Origin of the sequence: Pseudomonas syringae (assembly GCF_002157375.1) — a bacterium.
Taxonomy (GTDB): Bacteria; Pseudomonadota; Gammaproteobacteria; order Pseudomonadales; family Pseudomonadaceae; genus Aquipseudomonas; species Aquipseudomonas syringae_T.
The window spans coordinates 1-21,253 of the sequence record NZ_MTSA01000022.1 but is presented as its reverse complement, the minus strand read 5'-3'; the positions used below and the strand labels follow the sequence as shown (position 1 = coordinate 21,253).

The 21,253-nt window shown below is 59.1% G+C and carries 20 protein-coding genes; 12 read left to right on the top strand and 8 right to left on the bottom strand.

The window, feature by feature from the left end; translation table 11 throughout:
* Window positions 1-14 precede the first annotated feature (14 nt).
* The 4 genes from BW686_RS22980 to dksA all read right to left on the bottom strand — a co-directional run bounded on the left by BW686_RS22980 (window position 15) and on the right by dksA (window position 5,074).
* Window positions 15-2,969 (bottom strand): sensor histidine kinase, encoded by a 2,955-nt coding sequence (locus tag BW686_RS22980; RefSeq protein ID WP_086934839.1) that lies wholly within the window; start codon window positions 2,967-2,969, stop codon window positions 15-17.
* Window positions 2,953-3,129 (bottom strand): hypothetical protein, encoded by a 177-nt coding sequence (locus BW686_RS22975; protein WP_002552060.1) that lies wholly within the window; start codon window positions 3,127-3,129, stop codon window positions 2,953-2,955. Before BW686_RS22975 ends, BW686_RS22980 begins: the two co-directional genes overlap by 17 nt.
* A 98-nt stretch (window positions 3,130-3,227) precedes the next feature.
* Entirely contained in the window at window positions 3,228-4,115 is an 888-nt protein-coding gene (gluQRS, locus tag BW686_RS22970; RefSeq protein WP_084919786.1) for a tRNA glutamyl-Q(34) synthetase GluQRS, read from the bottom strand.
* A gap of 518 nt (window positions 4,116-4,633) precedes the next feature.
* Window positions 4,634-5,074, bottom strand: coding sequence for an RNA polymerase-binding protein DksA (gene dksA, locus BW686_RS22960; RefSeq protein WP_084919784.1), 441 nt, complete (start codon window positions 5,072-5,074; stop codon window positions 4,634-4,636).
* A 349-nt stretch (window positions 5,075-5,423) separates the two neighbouring features.
* Between dksA and BW686_RS22955 the strand changes: the two genes are divergently transcribed.
* Both BW686_RS22955 and sfsA read left to right on the top strand, forming a co-directional pair.
* Window positions 5,424-6,596 carry a pyridoxal phosphate-dependent aminotransferase gene (locus BW686_RS22955; RefSeq protein ID WP_084919782.1) on the top strand — a complete coding sequence of 391 codons (1,173 nt, stop codon included), beginning with the start codon at window positions 5,424-5,426 and terminating at the stop codon, window positions 6,594-6,596.
* The gene (gene sfsA, locus BW686_RS22950; protein ID WP_084919780.1) at window positions 6,596-7,309 is read left to right on the top strand and encodes a DNA/RNA nuclease SfsA; all 714 of its coding nucleotides are present in this window, start codon (window positions 6,596-6,598) and stop codon (window positions 7,307-7,309) included. The genes BW686_RS22955 and sfsA overlap by 1 nt, the downstream gene beginning before the upstream one ends.
* Window positions 7,310-7,330: 21 nt before the next feature.
* Here sfsA and BW686_RS22945 read toward each other — a convergent pair whose 3' ends face one another.
* Entirely contained in the window at window positions 7,331-7,669 is a 339-nt protein-coding gene (locus BW686_RS22945; protein WP_084919777.1) for a Rieske (2Fe-2S) protein, read from the bottom strand.
* A gap of 200 nt (window positions 7,670-7,869) precedes the next feature.
* Here BW686_RS22945 and deoC point away from each other — a divergent pair, with 200 nt between their 5' ends.
* Entirely contained in the window at window positions 7,870-8,649 is a 780-nt protein-coding gene (gene deoC, locus BW686_RS22940) for a deoxyribose-phosphate aldolase (protein ID WP_084919776.1), read from the top strand.
* Between the two features lie 224 nt (window positions 8,650-8,873).
* On the opposite strand, the gene BW686_RS22935 is transcribed toward deoC, so the two are convergent.
* Both BW686_RS22935 and BW686_RS22930 read right to left on the bottom strand, forming a co-directional pair.
* Complete coding sequence (locus tag BW686_RS22935; protein WP_084919892.1) at window positions 8,874-9,218, bottom strand: pentapeptide repeat-containing protein; 345 nt, start codon at window positions 9,216-9,218, stop codon at window positions 8,874-8,876.
* A gap of 95 nt (window positions 9,219-9,313) precedes the next feature.
* The gene (locus tag BW686_RS22930) at window positions 9,314-10,852 is read right to left on the bottom strand and encodes a bifunctional aminoglycoside phosphotransferase/ATP-binding protein (RefSeq protein ID WP_084919773.1); all 1,539 of its coding nucleotides are present in this window, start codon (window positions 10,850-10,852) and stop codon (window positions 9,314-9,316) included.
* Between the two features lie 130 nt (window positions 10,853-10,982).
* On the opposite strand from BW686_RS22930, the gene mrcB reads away from it, so the two are divergent.
* The 3 genes from mrcB to BW686_RS22915 are packed head-to-tail and all read left to right on the top strand — an operon-like array spanning window position 10,983 to window position 14,394.
* The gene (mrcB, locus tag BW686_RS22925) at window positions 10,983-13,304 is read left to right on the top strand and encodes a penicillin-binding protein 1B (protein ID WP_084919771.1); all 2,322 of its coding nucleotides are present in this window, start codon (window positions 10,983-10,985) and stop codon (window positions 13,302-13,304) included.
* Window positions 13,305-13,360: 56 nt separating this feature from the next.
* Window positions 13,361-14,065 carry a tetratricopeptide repeat protein gene (locus BW686_RS22920; RefSeq protein WP_179149362.1) on the top strand — a complete coding sequence of 235 codons (705 nt, stop codon included), beginning with the start codon at window positions 13,361-13,363 and terminating at the stop codon, window positions 14,063-14,065.
* Window positions 14,065-14,394, top strand: coding sequence for a YqcC family protein (locus tag BW686_RS22915; protein WP_084919766.1), 330 nt, complete (start codon window positions 14,065-14,067; stop codon window positions 14,392-14,394). The genes BW686_RS22920 and BW686_RS22915 overlap by 1 nt, the downstream gene beginning before the upstream one ends.
* Window positions 14,395-14,403: 9 nt before the next feature.
* Here BW686_RS22915 and BW686_RS22910 read toward each other — a convergent pair whose 3' ends face one another.
* A complete protein-coding gene (locus BW686_RS22910) occupies window positions 14,404-14,820 on the bottom strand; it encodes a DUF4124 domain-containing protein (RefSeq protein WP_084919764.1) in 417 nt (138 codons plus the stop codon).
* 398 nt (window positions 14,821-15,218) lie between these two features.
* On the opposite strand from BW686_RS22910, the gene BW686_RS22905 reads away from it, so the two are divergent.
* The 6 genes from BW686_RS22905 to msrQ all read left to right on the top strand — a co-directional run bounded on the left by BW686_RS22905 (window position 15,219) and on the right by msrQ (window position 21,208).
* Window positions 15,219-16,943: an acetolactate synthase 3 large subunit gene (locus BW686_RS22905; RefSeq protein ID WP_084919889.1), complete on the top strand. Its 1,725-nt coding sequence runs from the start codon at window positions 15,219-15,221 to the stop codon at window positions 16,941-16,943.
* A gap of 2 nt (window positions 16,944-16,945) precedes the next feature.
* Window positions 16,946-17,437, top strand: coding sequence for an acetolactate synthase small subunit (gene ilvN, locus BW686_RS22900; protein WP_005895788.1), 492 nt, complete (start codon window positions 16,946-16,948; stop codon window positions 17,435-17,437).
* A 47-nt stretch (window positions 17,438-17,484) separates the two neighbouring features.
* On the top strand, window positions 17,485-18,501 hold the full coding sequence (gene ilvC, locus BW686_RS22895; protein WP_024675773.1) for a ketol-acid reductoisomerase: 1,017 nt from the start codon (window positions 17,485-17,487) through the stop codon (window positions 18,499-18,501).
* 146 nt (window positions 18,502-18,647) lie between these two features.
* Window positions 18,648-19,499 (top strand): CDP-diacylglycerol--serine O-phosphatidyltransferase, encoded by an 852-nt coding sequence (gene pssA, locus BW686_RS22890; protein ID WP_084919761.1) that lies wholly within the window; start codon window positions 18,648-18,650, stop codon window positions 19,497-19,499.
* Between the two features lie 63 nt (window positions 19,500-19,562).
* Window positions 19,563-20,576, top strand: coding sequence for a protein-methionine-sulfoxide reductase catalytic subunit MsrP (gene msrP / locus BW686_RS22885; RefSeq protein WP_084919758.1), 1,014 nt, complete (start codon window positions 19,563-19,565; stop codon window positions 20,574-20,576).
* Complete coding sequence (gene msrQ, locus BW686_RS22880) at window positions 20,576-21,208, top strand: protein-methionine-sulfoxide reductase heme-binding subunit MsrQ (protein ID WP_084919756.1); 633 nt, start codon at window positions 20,576-20,578, stop codon at window positions 21,206-21,208. The genes msrP and msrQ overlap by 1 nt, the downstream gene beginning before the upstream one ends.
* The last annotated feature ends 45 nt before the right edge of the window (window positions 21,209-21,253 follow it).

Below are 21,253 nucleotides of genomic sequence, written 5' to 3'. Positions count from 1 at the left end.
TTCTCTCGACGGTCTCAGTTCGCGGTGGACGTCGCGTCGACATGGCGTGGCAAGGTCACCCGAATACGGGTACCACGCTGCTGCTCGGGATCGGCCGGGCTGTCGATGGTGATTTGTCCATAATGCTCTTCCACGATGGAATAGACCAGCGCGAGGCCTAGTCCGGTTCCTTCGCCAGGGTCCTTGGTGGTGAAGAACGGCTCGAACAATCTGTCCATGATTGCCTTTGAAATACCACTGCCTTCGTCTTCGACGATGAGGTCTACTGCGTGCTCGGACACTTCGCTTCTGACCCGGACCGCGCTGCCTGCCGGGGAGGCGTCGCGCGCATTGGACAGCAGGTTGATCAGCACCTGTGCCAGCCGTTGCGGATCGCCGACGGCCCAGTGATCGGGGTTGCACAGGTTGTAGAAGTGTACTTCGAAATTACGCCGGTTCAGCGCCAGCAGACCAATAGCATCCTGAGCGACTTCAGCCAGGCACACGGCTTCGTCGCTGTGCTGATGAGCGCCTGCGTGGGCGAAACTCATCAGCGACTGGACAATACGCGATACGCGTTTGGTCTGTTCGAGAATCTGGCTGCTGATTTCTTTCAGTTCGCCATCTTCTTCGCGCTCTTCACGCAGGTTCTGCGCGAGGCAGGCGATGCCGGTGATCGGGTTGCCGATTTCGTGCGCCACACCTGCCGCCAGCCTGCCGATGCTGGCCAGCCGTTCCGAGTGGACCAGTTTGTCTTCGAGCATCTGCGTGTCGGTCAGGTCCTCGACCAGCACCACCAGCCCGCTGTTGCCGGGGGCGAGCGGCTCGTTGATGGCTGCCTTGTGCAGGTTGAGCCAGCGTGTCTGCCCGTCCAGCCCGAGTTTCTGCTTGTGCAAGTGCTCGTCAGGGACGCTGGTGAACCCGGTAAGAAGGCCTTTCCAGGGTTCGGCGATGGTGTCCAGACGCGAACCTACGACACGTTTGGCGACAATTCCGGTCAGTTCTTCCATGGCCCGGTTCCACATCAGAATTTCCTGATCTTCGGCCAGTGAGCAGACCCCCATCGGCAATTCTTGCAGGGTCTGGCGGTGGTAACGGCGCAAGGCGTCAAGTTCGGCGGCCAGCCCGGTCAGGCGTGAGTGGTAGTCCTCAAGTCGGCTCTCAATGAAGTGGATATCTTCGGTGACGTATTTTTCGCTGCCTGATTTATAAGGCAGGAAGGTCTCGACCATGTCCTGAGCAACGCTCGGCCCCATCAGGCCGGACAGGTTGGCTTCTATCCGGTCACGCAAACGGCGCAGCGCATAAGGACGGCGCTCGTCAAACGGCAGGTACAGATCGCGCAGCGCCTGTTCGACTTCTTTTTGTGCCGCTTTTGCGCCCAGAGGCTTGGCCAGCTGTGTGGCAAATTCCTGCGGTGACACGGCGTGCAGTTCACGGCGTTGCGGGCGGCTCACGTTGTCGACGGCGCAGGCTTCGGCAGCGCTGACTTCTTCAGGGCTGGCGTTGGTGAACAGCGAGACCAGGGTGAACAGCAACACGTTGGCCGCGAGCGACGCAATCGCCGCCATGTGCCAACTGGTGTCGTCCATCACGTAGATCATATTCAGCCACGGAATATAGACGCCTTGCAGGTTGCCGATCAGCGGCAACAGCATGCTCACCACCCAGACGGCGATACCGGCCAGCAGCCCGGCGATGAACCCGCGCCGGTTGGCCGTTGGCCAATACAACACCGACAGCACGCCCGGCAAGAATTGCAGGGTCGCCACGAAGGCGACGATGCCCAGATTGGCGAGATCCTGCTGGGCACCCAGCATCAGGTAGAAGCCGTAACCCAAGGCGATGATCGCCACGATCAGCCCGCGCCGGGTCCACTTCAGCCAGCGATAGATGTTGCCTTCAGCGGGAGGCTGATAAAGCGGCAGTACCAGATGGTTGAGTGCCATGCCGGACAGCGCCAGCGTGGTGACGATGATCAGCCCGCTGGCTGCCGACAGGCCGCCGATGTAGGCGAGCAGGGCCAGTGACTTGCTGTTGGCAGCGATGCCGATGCCCAGCGTGAAATATTCCGGGCTGGTCGTCGCGCCCAGCTTGAGTCCCGCCCAGAGGATCAGCGGCACGGCCAGGCTGATCAGGAGCAGAAACAGCGGCAACCCCCAACTGGCGCTGACCAGCGAGCGCGGGTTGAGGTTTTCCGTGAAGGTCATGTGATACATGTGCGGCATGACGATGGCCGACGCAAAAAACACCAGCAGCAGCGTGCGCCACGGGCCTTCCTGTAACGGCGTGTGCAATGAGGCGAGGGCGGTCTGGTTCTGCAACAGCCACAGTTCAAGCTGTTGCGGGCCGTCAAACACGCCGTACAACGCGTACAGCCCGACACCGCCCAGGGCGATCAGCTTGATCAGCGATTCAAAGGCGATGGCGAACACCAGCCCTTCGTGTTTCTCACGGGTTGCGATGTGCCGCGAGCCGAAGAAAATCGTGAACAGGGTGATCAGTGCGCAGAACGCCAGAGCCACCCGGTCCTGCACCGGTTCGCGGGTCAGAATGCCGATGGAGTCGGCGACGGCCTGAATCTGCAAGGCCAGCAACGGCAGGACACCAATGAGCATGAATACCGTGGTCAGCGCGCCCGCCCAGGTGCTGCGAAAGCGGAAGGCGAACAGGTCGGCCAGCGATGACAACTGGTAGGTGCGGGTAATCTTGAGGATCGGGTAAAGCAGTACCGGCGCCAGCAGAAAGGCCCCGGAAACGCCGAGGTAGCTGGACAGAAAACCGTAGCCGTATTGATACGCCAGACCGACCGTGCCGTAAAACGCCCACGCGCTGGCGTACACGCCCAGTGACAAGGTGTACGTCAGGGGGTGACGAATGATCCAGCGCGGCACCAGCCCGCGCTCGCTGATCCAGGCCACGCCGAACAGCAGCAGCAGATAGGCGGCGCTGACCAGCAGCATCTGCGTCAGGCTAAAGCTCATCGGCATCTCGCTGGCTCTGGAGAATGAACGTCACCACGATCAGGATCAGCCACAGCATGTAGGGCCGATACCACGCGCCGGTTGCATCGATCCACCAGTCCATGATGGCCGGGGAGAACAGATAGATGCCTACCACCAGAAGTAAAACCAACCGGTATATGTACATCTGGTCTCCCTGCGCTGGTAGATGAGGAGCGGCATGTTAACGGATGCCGGATAACCTGCAAGTATCCTTGCGTCGCCGTTTTCGGCGACCGCTCTGGATCAGTCTATACGGGCTTCTTCGAGCGTTCGCAGTCTGGGTATGAGGTCGGGGTTCCAGTGGCGGATACCCCAGGCCAGAATTTCCTGCGCGTTGCCCTCGACCCTGTGCGCATCGACCGGTTGCCCGAGTGCCTTCAGCGCTCGCAGCAACAGCGGTGTCGCCTGATCCGCCGGTAAGGGGGGCGAGCGATAGGATTTGCCAAGCTTGTGGCCATCCGGCTGGGTGATCAGCGGTACGTGCAGGTATCGTGGCTGAGGCAGGCCCAGCAGTTCCTGCAAGTACAACTGGCGCGGTGTGGAGTCCAGCAGATCGGCGCCACGCACAATATCGGTGACGCCTTGCCAGGCATCATCAATGACCACGGCAAGCTGGTAGGCGTAAAGCCCGTCACGCCTGCGGATCACAAAGTCACCGCTTTCGCGGCCCAGGTGCATTTTGAAAGTACCCTGAACCCGGTCTTCGAAGCGATATTCCAGCTCCGGCACGCGAATGCGGATTGCTGCATTGTCTGGCGCGTGGCCGGCATTGCGGCAGAAACCCGGGTAGACACCCTGAAATTCTTCAAGCTGTTTGCGCGAGCAGGTGCAGGCATAGGCAAGGCCGTGATTGAACCAACGCTGAAGAATCTCGGCGTAGGCATCATGCCGCTCGCTCTGCCGGACCATCTCGCCGTCCCATTCAAAGCCGTAGCGTTCGAGTGTTTCAAGAATCGCCACTTGTGCGCCAGCCACCTCGCGCGGCGGGTCGAGGTCTTCCATGCGTAACAGCCACTGACCGCCCACCGCACGTGCATCCAGATAAGACGCCAGCGCTGCGACCAGCGAGCCAAAATGCAGATAACCACTGGGAGTCGGCGCAAAGCGCCCGATATAGGCCGGTTTTTTCATTGGCGGGATGTTACGGGCGGCGGGCTTGGGCGAGCAAGCGAAACGCGGCGGGTCGCCACGTTATGCTGCAACACAACGCCATGCCTTGTGCGTCGTCACTGCCTATAAAAAAAGCGCCTTTCTGTCGCGATGGCACTGACGACGCAGAGTGCGACGTAAGTGACGGCTGAGTCCTGGCGCTGATCCGGGGGATGCGAGGCAGGACGCCGAGCAAGCCGCACCGGGCCAAGGATGGCCCGTTGCGGCGACCCCCGGATCAGTGACAGGGCGAAGGAACCCGACGAAGTCGGGCCGGAAACGGAGCCAGGGGCTTTGCCTACTTTGGCCCCATCAAAGTAGGTCGCCGAGGGGCGAAAAGGTGACTCAAGTCGAGCCTGAATCTCAGGCATCCCAAGCTCAAGACCGGACGCGGAGCGTCCAGAACTGCATGCGACGCAGAGCGTCGGCACGATAATCCAGGCTGAGCGAGCATAAAAAAAGACGCCGAAGCGTCTTTTTGGGTTCAAGGCGGCCTCAGGTCATTTACCGACCTGTTTTTCCTTGATTTCAGCAAGGGTCTTGCAATCAACGCACAAGTCAGCCGTTGGCCGAGCCTCAAGACGGCGAATACCGATCTCGACGCCGCAGGATTCGCACCAGCCGTATTCTTCGTCCTTGATCAATTGCAGCGTCTTGTCGATCTTCTTGATCAGCTTGCGCTCGCGGTCACGGGCACGGAGTTCAAGGCTGAATTCTTCTTCCTGGCTGGCACGGTCGGCCGGATCAGGGAAATTGGCAGCTTCGTCCTTCATGTGATCCACCGTTCGGTCGACCTCTTGCATCAAGTCCTGCTTCCACTTGTTCAGGATCTTGGTGAAGTGCGCGCTCATGGGCTCGCTCATGTACTCTTCGCCCTTTGTCGCTACATAGGGTTCAAAGCCGCCGATTAGATGGTTCTGTTGCTTTTCTGGGGTGGGCATGTATGGACCGCCTCTCACTCTTCTAATCAATTGCGCAGGATTGTTCCATCACCGACACCCGTCGGCCCTGCAGCTGCAAGCGGGCGAACTTACCAGATCAAATCGGAGTGCGCTACTCCCGGTTGTCGAGCATGATGGCGCAATGCGCTAGCAACGATGGCCATTGCCAAACAGCCCCGCACTTAAATGAACTCTGGTTGCATCGCACCGTCGTATTTTTCTTTTGTCCTGCATCCGCCCGCTAGCACAGGCAGGCCTTTGAACGCATGCTGGCCCGGCGGTCGGGTAGAATCATGCCTCGCTGTCATGACAATCATATTTTGCTCTCGCTTCACTATAAGGAACACCCATGGCCCAGCCTTACAGTGCGCGCAGTCGCGCCATCGAACCCTTTCATGTGATGGCGCTGCTGGCGCGTGCCAATGAGTTGCAGGCGGCAGGCCGTGATGTCATTCACCTCGAAATCGGCGAGCCGGATTTCACGACCGCAGAGCCCATCATCCAGGCAGGCCAGGCGGCCCTGGCGGACGGCAAGACCCGTTACACCGCCGCGCGCGGCCTGCCCCAGCTGCGCGAAGCCATTGCCGGGTTCTACGCCCAGCGCTATGGGCTCGACATCGATCCGCAGCGAATTCTGGTCACGCCGGGTGGTTCAGGCGCCTTGTTGTTGACCAGCAGCCTGCTGGTCGATCCGGGCAAGCACTGGTTGCTGGCTGATCCGGGATACCCGTGCAATCGGCATTTTTTGCGGTTGATCGAAGGCGAGGCACAGTTGGTGCCGGTCGGTCCGCAAGAGCGCTATCAATTGACGCCCGAACTGGTCGCGAAGCACTGGAATGAACACAGCGTTGGTGCGTTGGTGGCATCGCCCGCCAATCCCACCGGTACGCTCTTGAATCGTGACGAGTTGGCCGCCTTGTCTCATGCGCTGAAAGCACGCGACGGCCACCTTGTCGTGGACGAGATCTATCACGGCCTGACGTATGGCGTTGACGCGAGCAGCGTGCTGGAAGTGGATAACGACGCGTTCGTGCTAAATAGCTTTTCAAAATATTTCGGTATGACGGGGTGGCGGTTGGGATGGCTGGTTGCGCCGCCAGAGGCGGTGGGTGATCTGGAGAAACTGGCGCAGAACCTCTACATCAGCGCCCCAAGCATGGCGCAGTATGCAGCGCTGGCCTGCTTTGAACCGCAGACGCTGGCTATTCTGGAGCAGCGGCGTGCCGAGTTCGGTCGGCGTCGGGACTTTCTGCTGCCTGCCTTGCGGGAAATGGGGTTCAGTATCGCTGTCGAGCCGGAAGGGGCTTTTTATCTGTACGCCGATATTTCCGCGTTTGGAGGCGATGCCTTTTCATTCTGCCGGCATTTTCTGGAAACCGAGCACGTAGCCTTCACGCCAGGCCTGGACTTCGGGCGCTTCAAGGCAGGCCATCACGTACGTTTTGCCTACACGCAAAGCTTGCCGCGCCTGGAACAGGCGGTCGAGCGAATTGCCCGCGGTCTGCGCAGCTGGAGTCTCTGATGCGCTTTTCGCCTGAGCTTGAACAGGGGCGTCTGCGACTTCGCTACAAGCGGTTTCTGGCGGACATCGAAACCGACAACGGAGAGCTGTTGACCATCCATTGCCCGAACACGGGGTCGATGCTCAACTGCATGGTGCCTGGCGGGCGAGTGTGGTTCAGCCGCTCCAACGACCCGAAGCGCAAACTGCCGGGCACGTGGGAAATCACGGAAACGCCGCAGGGACGCTTCGCCTGTATCAACACCGGGCGAGCCAACACGCTGGTTGAAGAGGCATTGCGCGCCGGAGTGATCCGCGAACTGGAGGGTTTCACGGCGCTCAAGCGCGAAGTCGCCTACGGTCAGGAAAAAAGTCGTGTGGACTTCCGGCTTGAATACCCGGATGGCTATTTGTATCTGGAAGTGAAGAGCGTCACGTTGGGATTCGACGGTTCGGCAGTGGCGGCTTTTCCCGATGCCGTTACCCAACGCGGTGCGCGACACCTGCGCGAGCTGGCTGCGCTGGCGCGTGAAGGCGTTCGTGCGGTGTTGCTGTACTGCGTCAATCTCACCGGTATCGAGGCAGTGCGCCCGGCCAAAGAGATCGACCCTGCTTACGCGGCCGCGTTACGGGAAGCGGTCGATGCCGGTGTTCAGGTGCTGGCCTACGGGGTGCATCTGACCCCGGAAGAAGTGTTCATCGACCGCCGCCTCGAGGTGCATTGGCCGGATTGAGGCATTCATGTCGCCTGTGGCTCAGTGATCTTCATCTGCTGAAGGCAGTGATATCCATATCCCATGCCTGTCCTCATGGCATTTCAGTGCGTTCAGTGACTGACCTTCACAAGGCCCCGATACGCACTCGCCATTCTCGATCAAAAAAAGCGCACCGTGGGTGGCGCACTGGATCAGGCTGGCACTGCTGTCCAGAAACTGATCCGGTTGCCATTCCAGTGGGATACCGCGATGCGGGCAGCGGTTTTCATAGATGAACACCTTGCCCTGACGACGGACCGCCAGCAGCGAGTGCGCGCCTGACTCGAAACCCCTGCTCTGGGCTTCCGGCAACTGCGACGAGGGGCAAAGGAATATCAAGACGCCTCCAGAGAGCGATGGTCGGGCCGGGACTCGGCCGGAGCAGTTTGACAGACTCTTCGGGCTGTCGCTTTTGCGGACACAGGTTACGTCGGATTCTTCCTGTGTTTGTGTAGGTCTTGTCTCGCAGCGTGCCGTCAGCGTCCGTTGGCCCGCGAGGCCGTATACCGTTCTGCAAACCGCTACAGAACGGGAAGACCATGAAAGAGCTAACTGCAGATGAGGAGCGGCTGGCGCGCCAGGCGATAGGATTGCTGGAGTTGTTTGCCCTCAATACCGATGACACTGAGCAGCGTATTGTCGGCATTTGCCAGCGGGCGTGGACGCCCGTCGGGCCGGTCGCTGCCGTTTGTGTCCAGCCTCGCTTTGTGTGCCTGGCACGCACCACGCTGGATCGGATGCTGGCGAGGAACATCAAGGTGGTTGCCACCGTCAATTTTCCTCACGGCGGCAGCAATATCGCGTCGGTGCTTTCCGAAGTTCGTGCGTCTCTGATGTCCGGGGCGGATGAAATTGACGTCGTTTACCCCTTTCGCGCGCTGCTGGGCGGAGATCGACAGGCCGGTATCGAGCTGTTGGCGGCGTGCGTATCGCTCTGCGGCAAACAGTCTGCGTTGACGGCCACGCTCGAAACCGGCGATCTGCGCGATTCGCAGATAATCCTCGACGCTTGTCGCGATGCGATCGAGGCCGGTGCAGACTTTATCAAGACCAGTACTGGCAAGGCGGTTGCGCACGTGACGCCTCAGGCTGCGCGGATCATGCTGGGGGCGATTGCCGATGTTGGCGGGCAGGCAGGGTTCAAGGTTGCAGGTGGAATTCGCACGTTTGAAGAAGTGCGGTCTTACATGGCGCTTGCCCGTGCCCGGTTTGGTCCGCACTGGGTCAATGCAGGACGCGTGCGGTTGGGGGGCTCCAGCTTGCTGGACGATCTGCTGGCGAGACTGGGCCTGGTCGAGATGGGGCACAGAGGCTTTTGAAGCCTTTACGTTGTTCTACTGTTTTGCGGGCAAAAAAAAGACCCGGCAAAAAGCCGGGTCAAAAACCGTGATTAGCCTGATGAGGAGATAATCCGAAAGTCCGAACCAAGGTCTTTCAGGCTACCGGCCAGTCTCGCGACTGGATGTGATAATCATAACGATTCTCATTTGTAAGTCAACGTTTCTTTTGCCCGGGTCTTGATCGGGCTGCAACGTCAATCGGTTCAGCGGGTGCGATAGCGCAAGCGCGTGCCGAAGTTGACCGACATCAGAATCTCGTCAGCCGAAAGTTCTGCGGGGAAAAATACACCCGATATCTGCGCATGGGCGATGCTCGCACCTTCCAGCGGCGTGTTGCGCAAATCCAGGCCGCGCAGGTCGGCGGACCGGAAATAGGCGTCGGTGAAATCGATGCCTGTGGTATCCAGCAAACGCAGGTCCAGCCCCCGGAAATCGCCTCCGACCATATCGATGGTGCCGGTTCGTGGTTTCTCCTGATTGAAACCTTCGACATCATCCTTGCGCAGCAGCATGTAAAGCGGTGAGTCAATGTGTTTGGGCTGGCTCATGACGGCCTCGTGATTGCGTTGGAATTGTGGCGCCATTATATCGCCACCATTGTGAGGCCGTGAAGCGCTACCCGCTCAACGGCCATGCATTGGTTTTAAAGGCCTGGCAGGCGCTGGCGAAGATTGTCGATCAGGTTGTCCATGTCACTGCTGACGTTGGTCGCCACCTTCTTGCTGTGCAGGATTTCGTCTGCGCCCAGTGGTTCGCGATTGGCCTGTTGAGCCTCGATGACCTCCAGTGTTGCGTCGGAAGGGTCGTTGTTCTGTGCCTGCCGCTGCGCGAGCCAGCCGGCGATCACGGCCTTTGGTGCTTCGCAATCAAGGATCAGAAACGGAACGCCGGTGTTTTCAGCTATTTTTGCTGCCGCGTCGCGTTGGTCGTGCTTGAGGTAAGTGGCGTCGATTACGACCGAGAAACCGGCGCGCAAGGTCTTGCCGGCCAGTTCGTGCAGGCGGGCATAGGTTTCGATGTTGGCCTGGCTGCCATAGATATCCTGATCGCGCCCGGCGAACAGGCGCTTGCGCTCGATATCTGAACGCAGACGGACGGCGCCCAGTGACTCCACCAGACGCAGGGCAACGTGGCTCTTGCCGACAGCAGATACGCCGTGGGTGATCGCCAGAAACGGTGAAGGAATGGCGCTGTAACTTTCGGCCAGATTGGCATAGTTGCGGTACTGGCGCAGCGTGGCGGCGCGCTGCAGACCATCGGCGTCGGGTGCCTGGCTGAACAGCGCCACCTTGGCGCGGACCATCGCGCGGTAGGCTTTGTAGAAATTCAACAGTTCCAGGCCGTCATAGTCGCCGGTGACTTCCAGGTATTGACTGATGAGGCGTCGGGACAGCGATTTAAGCCCCCGGTCTTCAAGGTCCATCGCCAGGAAGCCGATGTCGGCATAGACGTCCGTCTTGCGAAACGGCTCATTGAATTCGATGCAGTCGAACAACACGACGTTGCCGTCGATCACGGTGGCGTTTCCCAAATGGATATCACCGTGGCATTCGCGGATGAACCCGTCTGCCTTGCGTTGAGCCAGCAAGGGGTTGAGTCGGGCAAAGCTCGATTCGGCCCAGGCCTGCAAGGCATCAAGCTGAGCCAGGTCGGACTTTTCACTGATCAGCGGACGAATCTGCTCAAAGTTTTGTATGACTGGCGCCATGACGCTGTCAGGTGAACCAAGCTCGCTTTCGCTGGTTACGCGCGGCGAGTCGAGGTGGAATGCGGCAATCTGGCCTGCCAGTTCGTCGATGTGGGCAGTGGTCAACTCGCCATTGGCCTGCAGCGTGCTGAGCAAGCCGTCCTGCGAAAACTGGCGCATCTTGAGCGCGTATTCGATGACTTCGCCATCACCGCCCAATTGCGGCGCCTCGGCCGAACCGGTAATCGGCAGGACGTCGATATACAGATCGTCGGTGGTGCGCCGGTTCAGGCGCAGCTCTTCGTGGCAGAAATGTTCGCGCAGGGCCAGTGTGGTGAAATCCAGGAAGCCGAAGTTCATCGGCTTTTTGATTTTGTAAGCGTAAGGACCCGTCAGCAGAACCCACGAAATGTGTGTTTCGATGACCTGGAAGTTTTCCACCGGATGGGGGAAAAGGGCAGGGTTCTGCAGTGCTGCAATCAAAGACTGGCTCACGAGCGATCCTTCAGGAATGTGTACAAAATGTAAGTACTGGATGCCGCTATTATGGCCGCTTGGCGCCGGGCTGCAAACCGGCTGCTCGGGCGTCTGTCGATCCTCGGTAAAGTGCGTATAATCCGCGCCCATGACTCGATCCCGCACCTCTCGTTCCTCAAAAAAACAACCTCCCCGCAGCCTTAACAAATGGCTGGGCTGGGCGTTGAAGCTTGGTATTGTCGGCCTGGTTCTGCTGGGCGGTCTGGCTATTTATCTCGATGCTATCGTTCAGGAGAAGTTTTCCGGCAAGCGCTGGACGATTCCTGCAAAGGTCTATGCCCGGCCGCTGGAGCTGTTCGTCGGGCAAAAGCTCAGCCGCGATGATTTTCTTATCGAACTGGATGCATTGGGCTATCGCCGTGAGAGCGTGGCCAATGGTCCGGGCGCTGCGGCAGTCAACGGCAATACGGTTGATCTCAACACCCGAGGTTTCCAGTTCTACGAAGGCACCGACGCCGCGCAGCAGGTGCGCGTACGGTTTTCCGGCGATTATGTGGCCGACCTGTCTTCAGGCAACGGCGCAAAACTGGCCGTGGCACGGCTCGAGCCGCTGCTGATCGGCGGTCTGTACCCGAAGAACCTCGAAGACCGGATCCTGATCAAGCTCGATCAGGCACCGCCGTATCTGCTCGACGGGCTGGTGGCGGTCGAGGATCGTGATTTCTATCACCACTTCGGCGTGTCTCCCAAGTCCATTGCCCGGGCGATGTGGGTCAATACCTCGCAAGGGCAGATGCGTCAGGGCGGCAGTACGCTGACCCAGCAGTTGGTCAAGAACTTCTACCTGACCAACGAGCGCAGCCTGACCCGCAAGCTGACCGAAGCCATGATGGCCATCTTGCTGGAGATTCATTACAGCAAGCAGGAAATTCTTGAGGCTTACCTCAATGAGGTGTTCGTCGGTCAGGATGGTCAGCGTGCCGTTCACGGCTTCGGTCTGGCCAGCCAGTATTTCTTCAGTCAGCCGCTGTCCGAGCTGAAAATCCATCAGGTGGCGATGCTGGTCGGTCTGGTCAAAGGGCCATCCTTCTATAACCCGCGTCGCAACCCTGAGCGTGCGCTGGAGCGACGTAATCTGGTGCTCGACTTGTTCGAACAGCAAGGTGTCGCCACGCCGGAAGTCGTTGCGGCAGCCAAAAAGATGCCGCTGGGCGTGACCAAGACCGGCACGCTCGCCGACAGCTCGTTCCCGGCTTTTCTGGACCTGGTCAAGCGTCAGTTGCGCGAAGACTATCGCGACGAAGACTTGACCGAGGAGGGGCTGCGTATCTTCACCAGCTTCGATCCGATCCTGCAGATGAAGTCCCAGGCAGCGATGGACGACACGTTCAAAAAGCTCGCCGGGCGCAAGGGCGTTGATGAGGTCGAAGCGGGCATGGTCGTCACCAACCCGGAGACCGGCGAAGTGCAGGCTCTGATCGGCGGCCGCGAGGCAGGTTTCTCAGGCTTCAATCGTGCTATCGATGCGGTACGCCCGATTGGCTCGCTGGTCAAACCGGCGATCTACCTGACGGCACTGGAGCGTCCGAGCCAGTACACGCTGACCAGCTGGATCGCCGACGAGCTTTTCCAGGTCAAAGGCGCAGACGGTCAGGTCTGGAAACCGCAGAACTACGATCACAAGTCCCACGGCAATATCTTCCTGTATCAGGGGCTGGCGCACTCCTACAACCTGTCGACCGCCAAACTGGGCCTGGAGCTGGGCATTCCGACGGTCTTCAAGACATTGGCCAAACTGGGCGTGACACGTGAGTGGCCTGCTTATCCGTCGATGTTGCTGGGCGCGGGTGGCTTGAGTCCGATGGAAGTCGCCACCATGTATCAGACCATCGCCAGCGGCGGGTTCAATACGCCGATGCGCGGTATCCGCAGCGTATTGACTGCCGAAGGCGAACCGCTCAAGCGTTATCCGTTCAAGATCGAGCAACGCTTCGATCCGGGTGCCATTTACCTGGTGCAGAATGCGATGCAGCGCGTGATGCGCGAAGGGACGGGCAAATCTGTTTACAACGTGTTGCCGAGCTCGTTGAACCTGGCCGGCAAGACCGGGACCAGTAATGATTCTCGCGACAGCTGGTTTGCCGGTTTCAGCCAGGATCTGCTGGCAGTGGTGTGGATGGGCCGTGACGATAACGGTAAAACCCCGTTTACCGGCGCGACCGGTGCCTTGCAGGTCTGGACCAGCTTCATGCGTAAAGCCAATCCGTTGCCGCTCGACATGGCGATGCCGGACAACGTGGTTCAGGCGTGGGTTGATTCGCAGACGGGGCAGGGTTCGGATGCCAGCTGCCCGAATGCAGTGCAGATGCCGTATATTCGCGGCAGTGAACCCCAGCCGGGCGCAACATGCGGCGGCGCTCCAGCACCGGCCACTGAGGTGATGGACTGGGTCAAAGGTTGGTTGAACTAGGCAATCGAGGTTTTTAAGTGAATAAATGGTGGATTCCGGCTTTAACGACACTGGCCTTGCTGAACGGCTGCGCCAGTGTGGAACGTGGCTCGATTCCGGTCGTGGACTCGAGTTCCAAGGTGTCCAACGGTGAGCGGGTGGCCGCTTCGCGCAATGGCGCCAACCGGGCCAACACTGCTCCGGTCCAACAGCAACCTCAAGCCGTGCCGCAGGACTCGGGTGTCGTGGTGATGGTGCCGGGTGCCGGTGGTGCGGGCGCAGGAGAGAGTTTCTCTGCCCCGGCCAGTCAGGCGCCTTTCAGTGTCAATACGCCTCCTGCCGATGCCGCTCCGGTCAATCAGGCACCGGTCAGCCCGGCTCCGGCGAATAACAGCTACAGCATGCCGGCTGCTTCCGCACCGACGGGTATCCCGTCCAGTGGTGGTGGCCTGTCCGAGGACGAGCAGCTTGATGGCCCCGTACTGGCCTTGCTCACGACGGCACAGCAGCAACAGGGCAGTGGCGATCTCAACGGCGCCTCTTCCAGCCTTGAGCGCGCCCAGCGTGTGGCGCCGCGCGAGCCTCAAGTGCTTTATCGACTGGCGCAGGTGCGTCTGGCTCAGGGCGATGCCGCTCAGGCCGAGCAACTGGCGCGTCGCGGCCTGACGTACGCCAATGGCCGTGCCAGCCTTCAAGCCAGTCTGTGGGGGTTGATTGCCCAGTCGCGCGAGAAACAGGGTGATGCGGCCGGTGCTGCTCTGGCCCGCCAGAAGGCGCGCTAATGGACCAGCGCTTGCCTGAAGTTGCCGAACAGTTGCTGTTGATCGAGCGTGAGTTGCGTGCGCTGGGCTGGTGGGATGCCACACCGCCTAGCGAACAGGCGCTCGCCAGCCAGGAGCCGTTCAGCGTCGATACCCTTGAGTTTGCCCAGTGGCTGCAATGGATCTTCCTGCCACGCATGAAGATCATTCTCGAGAACGACCTGCCGCTGCCCAATGCGTCCGGCATTCTTGAAATGGCCGAGATGGTCTATGCCGGTCGCCAGGGTGAGGCCCGATTGCTGCAACAGCATCTGGCACGATTCGATCAACTGATCACAGCGGCACGTTGATCGAGCCTTCTAGCGACAGAATTCGCTGATGGCCTTTTCGGTTTCCTCAATGCGCGTCTTGCGGTTTTCATCCGTCAGGCGCCTTGACTCCCCACCCACTTGCTCGCGCACTCGCGGATTGTTCTGCAACTGCGCGAGATTGGTGCGCAGGGTTTCGCAGTTCTGCGCCCGCTGGGCTTCCTGAGCCTTCACCTGGGTTTTGACTTTCTGGTCAATCGCACGTTGCTGTGCAGCACCGTCGTCTGAAGGCTTGTCGGGCGCGGCTGCAGGCGGTGGTGTCTGTACGTTGATTTCCTGCACTTGCTGGCCGGTCGGCGGCTGGGCGTCGAAGTGTGTCACGCCCTGAGCATCGACCCACTTATAGATTGAAGCGGCGTGACTGGTCGTGCTGATGGCCAGTGCGGCGGCGAGAATCATCCAATGCATGTCGGGTCCTTGAGAGGTCTGTGCAGGCAGAAAACTACCATAACGGTGCATTTCAGTCCGAAACGGTGCGAATTCATGGACACGCCGTCAAGAAAGCGCACGGATGACTTGACTTGAAGGGGGGGAATCACAACAATCCAAAGTTCGCTGTAGAAGGACTGCCAGAAGCAGACCCTCTCGGTAGATCATGAGGCGCACATCCGCGCCGACCTGTAACACCCGCAACGCGTTACCTCGCGCTGGGTGGGAATGTTCCGCAACACTCAGGGACATCCCAATACTTGCTCAGTCAGTGCTGACGTAGTCGGCGACCACCGTCGCTCATGCTCTGCTGGCAGTAAACCTATTAAGACCCGTCCCGGAGTGGGCGGTATTCTGGCGTTTTAGAGGTGAACAACGTGGAGCTTTTATCTGGCGCTGAAATGGTCGTCCGCTTTTTGCGTGACGAAGGCGTTGAGCATATCTATGGGTACCCGGGTGGTGCCCTCCTGCATGTCTACGATGCCCTGTTCAAAGAACCGGCTGTGAGCCATATCCTTGTTCGCCACGAGCAGGCTGCCACGCACATGGCTGATGGCTATGCGCGCGCCACCGGCAAGGCGGGCGTGGTACTGGTGACCTCGGGTCCTGGCGCCACCAACGCCATTACCGGTATCGCGACGGCGTACATGGACTCCATTCCGATGGTGGTGCTGTCCGGTCAGGTGCCGAGCACGCTGGTCGGCACCGACGCGTTCCAGGAGACCGACATGATCGGTATCTCCCGGCCGATCGTGAAGCACAGCTTCATGATCAAGCACCCGTCGGAAATTCCGGAAATCCTGAAGAAGGCGTTCTACCTGGCCCAGTCAGGTCGTCCCGGCCCAGTGGTCGTTGATATTCCGAAAGACATGACCAACCCGGCTGAAAAGTTCGAATACGTCTTTCCGAAAAAAGCCAAGCTGCGCTCCTACAGCCCTGCGGTCCGTGGCCATTCCGGCCAGATCCGCAAGGCCGTCGAAATGCTGCTGGCTGCCAAGCGTCCGATCATCTACGCCGGTGGCGGGGTGATTCTGGGCAATGCTTCGGCGCAATTGACCGAGCTGGCCCAGTTGCTCAATGCACCTGTTACCAACACCCTGATGGGGCTGGGTTGCTATCCGGGCACTGACCGCCAGTTCGTCGGCATGCTCGGGATGCACGGCAGCTACACCGCCAACCTCGCGATGCACCACACGGATGTGATTCTGGCCGTCGGCGCGCGATTCGATGATCGGGTTATCAATGGCGCGAGCAAGTTCTGCCCGAACGCCAAGATCATCCACATCGATATCGACCCGGCGTCGATCTCCAAGACTATCAAGGCTGACGTGCCTATCGTCGGTCCGGTTGAAAGCGTGTTGACCGAAATGGTTGCCACCCTGAAGGAAATCGGCGAAACGCCTGACAAGGCATCGGTCGAAGCTTGGTGGAAGCAGATTGACGAATGGCGCGGGACGGGCGATCTGTTCCCGTACAACCGTGGCGATGGCACCGTCATCAAGCCGCAGGCGGTGATCGAAACACTGTGCGAAGTCACCAAGGGCGATGCCTACGTGACCTCGGACGTCGGCCAGCACCAGATGTTTGCTGCGCAGTACTACCGGTTCAACAAGCCGAACCGCTGGATCAACTCCGGTGGTCTGGGCACGATGGGCTTCGGCTTTCCGGCGGCAATGGGCGTCAAGCTGAGCTTCCCGGATGAGCACGTGGCCTGTGTGACCGGTGAAGGCAGTATCCAGATGAACATTCAGGAGCTGTCGACCTGCCTGCAATACGGTCTGCCGGTAAAAATCATCCTGCTTAACAACGGTGTGCTGGGCATGGTCCGTCAGTGGCAGGACATGAGCTACGGCGCGCGTCACTCGCATTCCTACATGGAATCGCTGCCTGACTTCGTCAAGCTGGTCGAAGCCTACGGCCATGTCGGTATGCGCATCACCGATTTGAAAGATCTGAAGCCGAAGATGGAAGAAGCCTTTGCCATGACTGACCGGTTGGTGTTCCTAGACATTCAGGTCGATGTGACCGAGCACGTCTACCCGATGCAGATCAAGGACGGCTCCATGCGCGATATGTGGTTGAGCAAGACGGAGCGGACATAATCATGCGCCATATCATTTCCCTGCTGCTGGAAAACGAACCGGGTGCGCTGTCTCGTGTGGTCGGCCTGTTCTCCCAGCGTAACTACAACATCGAAAGCCTGACGGTTGCGCCAACCGAAGACCCGACACTGTCGCGTCTGACGCTGACCACCGTGGGGCACGATGAGGTGATCGAGCAGATCACCAAGAACCTCAACAAGCTCATTGAAGTGGTCAAGCTGGTCGACCTGTCGGAAAGCGCTCATATCGAACGCGAACTGATGCTGGTCAAGGTGAAGGCCACTGGCGCACAGCGTGCCGAGATCAAGCGCACAACGGATATTTTCCGTGGCCAGATCGTCGACGTGACTGCCAGCGTCTACACCGTGCAGATGAGCGGCACAAGCGACAAACTGGACAGCTTCATTCAGGCCATCGGCACTGCCGCCATCCTGGAAACGGTACGCAGTGGCGTGACGGGCATTGCCCGTGGCGACAAAGTGCTGAGCATCTAACTCAATTAAGCAAAGGGCCTGAACGGCCGAGATAACAGGGGATTTCCATGAAAGTTTTCTACGACAAAGACTGTGACCTTTCGATCATCCAGGGCAAGAAAGTCGCCATCATCGGTTACGGTTCGCAGGGCCACGCTCAAGCGTGCAACCTGAAAGACTCCGGTGTTGACGTTACTGTCGGCCTGCGCAAAGGTTCGGCCACTGTCGCCAAGGCTGAAGCTCACGGCCTGAAAGTGACTGACGTCGCTTCCGCCGTTGCTGCTGCCGACCTGGTCATGATTCTGACCCCGGACGAGTTCCAGTCCCAGCTGTACAAGAACGAAGTCGAGCCAAACCTGAAAAAGGGCGCAACACTGGCTTTCTCCCACGGCTTCGCGATTCACTACAACCAGGTTGTGCCACGCGCTGACCTCGACGTGATCATGATCGCGCCGAAGGCTCCAGGCCACACCGTGCGTACCGAATTCGTCAAGGGCGGCGGTATTCCTGACCTGATCGCGGTTTATCAGGATGCTTCCGGCAACGCCAAGAACGTTGCACTGTCCTACGCGTCGGGCGTTGGCGGTGGCCGTACCGGTATCATCGAAACTACGTTCAAGGACGAGACCGAAACCGACCTGTTCGGCGAGCAGGCCGTTCTGTGCGGCGGTACGGTCGAGCTGGTCAAGGCTGGCTTCGAAACACTGGTTGAAGCGGGCTACGCGCCAGAAATGGCGTACTTCGAATGCTTGCACGAATTGAAGCTGATCGTTGACCTCATGTACGAAGGCGGTATCGCCAACATGAACTACTCGATCTCCAACAACGCCGAGTACGGCGAATACGTGACCGGTCCAGAAGTCATCAACGCCGAATCCCGTCAGGCCATGCGCAATGCTCTGAAGCGCATTCAGGACGGCGAGTACGCCAAGATGTTCATCACTGAAGGCGCCACTGGCTACCCATCGATGACCGCCAAGCGTCGTAACAACGCTGCGCACGGCATCGAAATCATCGGCGAGAAACTGCGCTCGATGATGCCTTGGATCGCGGCGAACAAAATCGTCGACAAAGACAAGAACTAAGCGTTTCCGCTTCAAAAAAAACGCGGCCAATCGGTCGCGTTTTTTCGTTATGGGTCAGGCTCTGGTATAAAGCTGCAATTGTTTGCGGGCGAACCCTCGCCCCAGACCTGTGTCGAACCTTTTCATACCGCTGCAAGGTAATCTCCATGAGCGAACGTCCTGAAGAGCCCATCAAGGCCTCTGACGCTGAAAGTCTGCTACCGATCGATGAGCACGTAGAAGAAGGCCATGACGCTGAAGGGCGTCAGGTCCGTCATCGCGGCATCTACCTGCTGCCCAATCTGTTCACCACTGCGAACCTGTTCGCGGGTTTCTACTCGATCATCAGTTCCATGAGCGCACAAAGTGCCATGAGTGCGGGTGATTATGCGGGGGCGAGCAAGTATTTCGCGTTCGCTGCCATTGCGATCTTTGTTGCCATGGTTCTCGACGGGCTGGACGGTCGCGTTGCCCGCATGACCAACACCCAGAGCGCGTTCGGTGCCGAGTACGACTCGCTGTCCGACATGGTCGCATTCGGCGTGGCGCCTGCATTGCTGGCGTTCGGCTGGGCATTGGGTGACATGGGTAAGGTCGGCTGGATGGTCGCCTTCATTTATGTGGCTGGCGCTGCACTGCGACTGGCGCGCTTCAACACCCAGGTCGGCAAGGCTGACAAACGCTACTTCATCGGCCTGGCCAGCCCGGCAGCGGCAGGTGTCGTGGCGGGTACGGTCTGGGCATTCAGCGATTTCGGGATTCAGGGCTCCAAGCTGTCGTTTCTCGTGGCGCTGCTGGTGGCTGCTGCCGGCATGCTGATGGTCAGCAACATCAAGTACAACAGTTTCAAAGAGCTGGACCTGAAAGGGCGTGTGCCTTTCGTTGCGATTCTGGCCGTTGTGCTGGTATTCGCTGTGGTGTTCAGTGATCCGCCGCGCATTCTGCTGTTGATTTTCCTCGCCTATGCGTTGTCCGGGCCGATTCAATATCTGTTGCGTCGTCATAAAGCATCGCAATGATCTAATTTCCACCATACTCCGTAGTCTATTGGTGCATCAGTTCCCCTAGGCTGCGGAGTCATCATGCTAATCAAGCTTCCTTCTGCGTCTGACTCCAAAGAGTCGGATGTCACGCCTGAATCCATTTACCTCTCTCGACGCACACTGCTTGCCAGTTCGCTTGCGGGGCTGGCTGTCACGGCGTTGCCACGCTGGGCGGGTGCGGCTGATGCGTCCCGTTATGCCGATGTCGAGCCGGGCAAGGCGCCAGGCTGGTTTGCCGACAAACTTCCCGCCACGCAATGGCAGGCGGTCAACGTCAAGGACGAGGCGATCACGCCGTTCAAGGACGCAACCCACTACAACAACTTCTACGAATTCGGCACTGACAAGGGTGACCCGGCGAAGAACGCCGGCTCTTTGCAGACCGAGCCGTGGAGTGTCGTGATCGATGGTGAGGTCGGCAAGCCGGGTCGGTATGCGCTTGAAGACTTCATGAAGCCTTATCAACTGGAAGAGCGGATCTATCGGCTGCGTTGTGTAGAAGCCTGGTCGATGGTGATTCCCTGGATAGGTTTTCCGATCTCTGCGCTGCTCAAGCAGGTAGAGCCGACTTCCAAGGCCAGATACATTCGCTTTGAAACCCTGGAGGACGCCAAGTCCATGCCGGGTCAACGGTCCAATTTCGCCTTGATCGACTGGCCTTATGTAGAAGGGCTGCGTCTGGATGAGGCCATGAACCCGTTGGCGATTCTGGCGGTGGGCATGTACGGGCGTGAACTGCCCAACCAGAACGGCGCGCCGCTGCGCCTGGTGGTGCCGTGGAAGTACGGTTTCAAAAGTGTGAAGTCGATTGTGCGAATCAGCTTGGTCAGCGAACAGCCCAAGACGACCTGGCAAAGCATTGCGGCCAATGAGTACGGCTTCTATGCGAACGTCAATCCGACGGTCGATCATCCACGCTGGACGCAGGCTCGCGAGCGCCGCTTGCCGAGCGGGCTGTTCAGTCCCAATGTGCGAGACACCCAAATGTTCAATGGCTATGGGGAAGAGGTCGCCTCTTTGTACGCCGGGATGGATTTGCGGAAGGACTATTGATGCGATACCCGTTTTTTCGCCTGGCGGTATTCGTCGCGGCTTGTGTGGCACCGGTCTGGTGGCTTTATCAGGCGTGGATTTTCGCTTTAGGGCCTGATCCGGGAAAAGCCCTTGTCGAGAACTTCGGCCTGGCGACATTGATCATGTTGCTGATCACCCTGTCGATGATGCCCTTGCAGCGTCTGACCGGTTGGTCGGGCTGGATTGTGGTGCGTCGCCAGTTGGGGCTGTGGTGCTTTGCCTATGTGGTGCTGCACATGACGATGTACGCGCTGTTCGTCCTCGGTCTGGATTGGGGGCAGTTGGGCGTCGAGTTGGTGAAGCGTCCTTATATCATCGTCGGCGCGCTGGCGTTTCTTGGGCTGCTGGCCCTGGCGGTGACATCCAATCGTTACAGTCAGCGCCGTCTTGGTAGTCGCTGGAAGAAACTGCATCGGCTTATCTATGTGATTCTGGGGCTGGGTTTGCTGCACATGTTCTGGATCGTCAGGGCTGACCTTAAAGAGTGGGCGTTGTATGCGGCTATAGGTGGAGCGTTGCTGCTGCTGAGGGTGCCGATGATTACTCGGTTGATCCCTCGTTTAAGAGGGGCAGCGAAGGGTGGATCGCAGAAAGTTCAAAATAACGGTTGACGCCCTCTGTGATCTGTCTATAATTCGCCCCACTTCCGGCGCAGA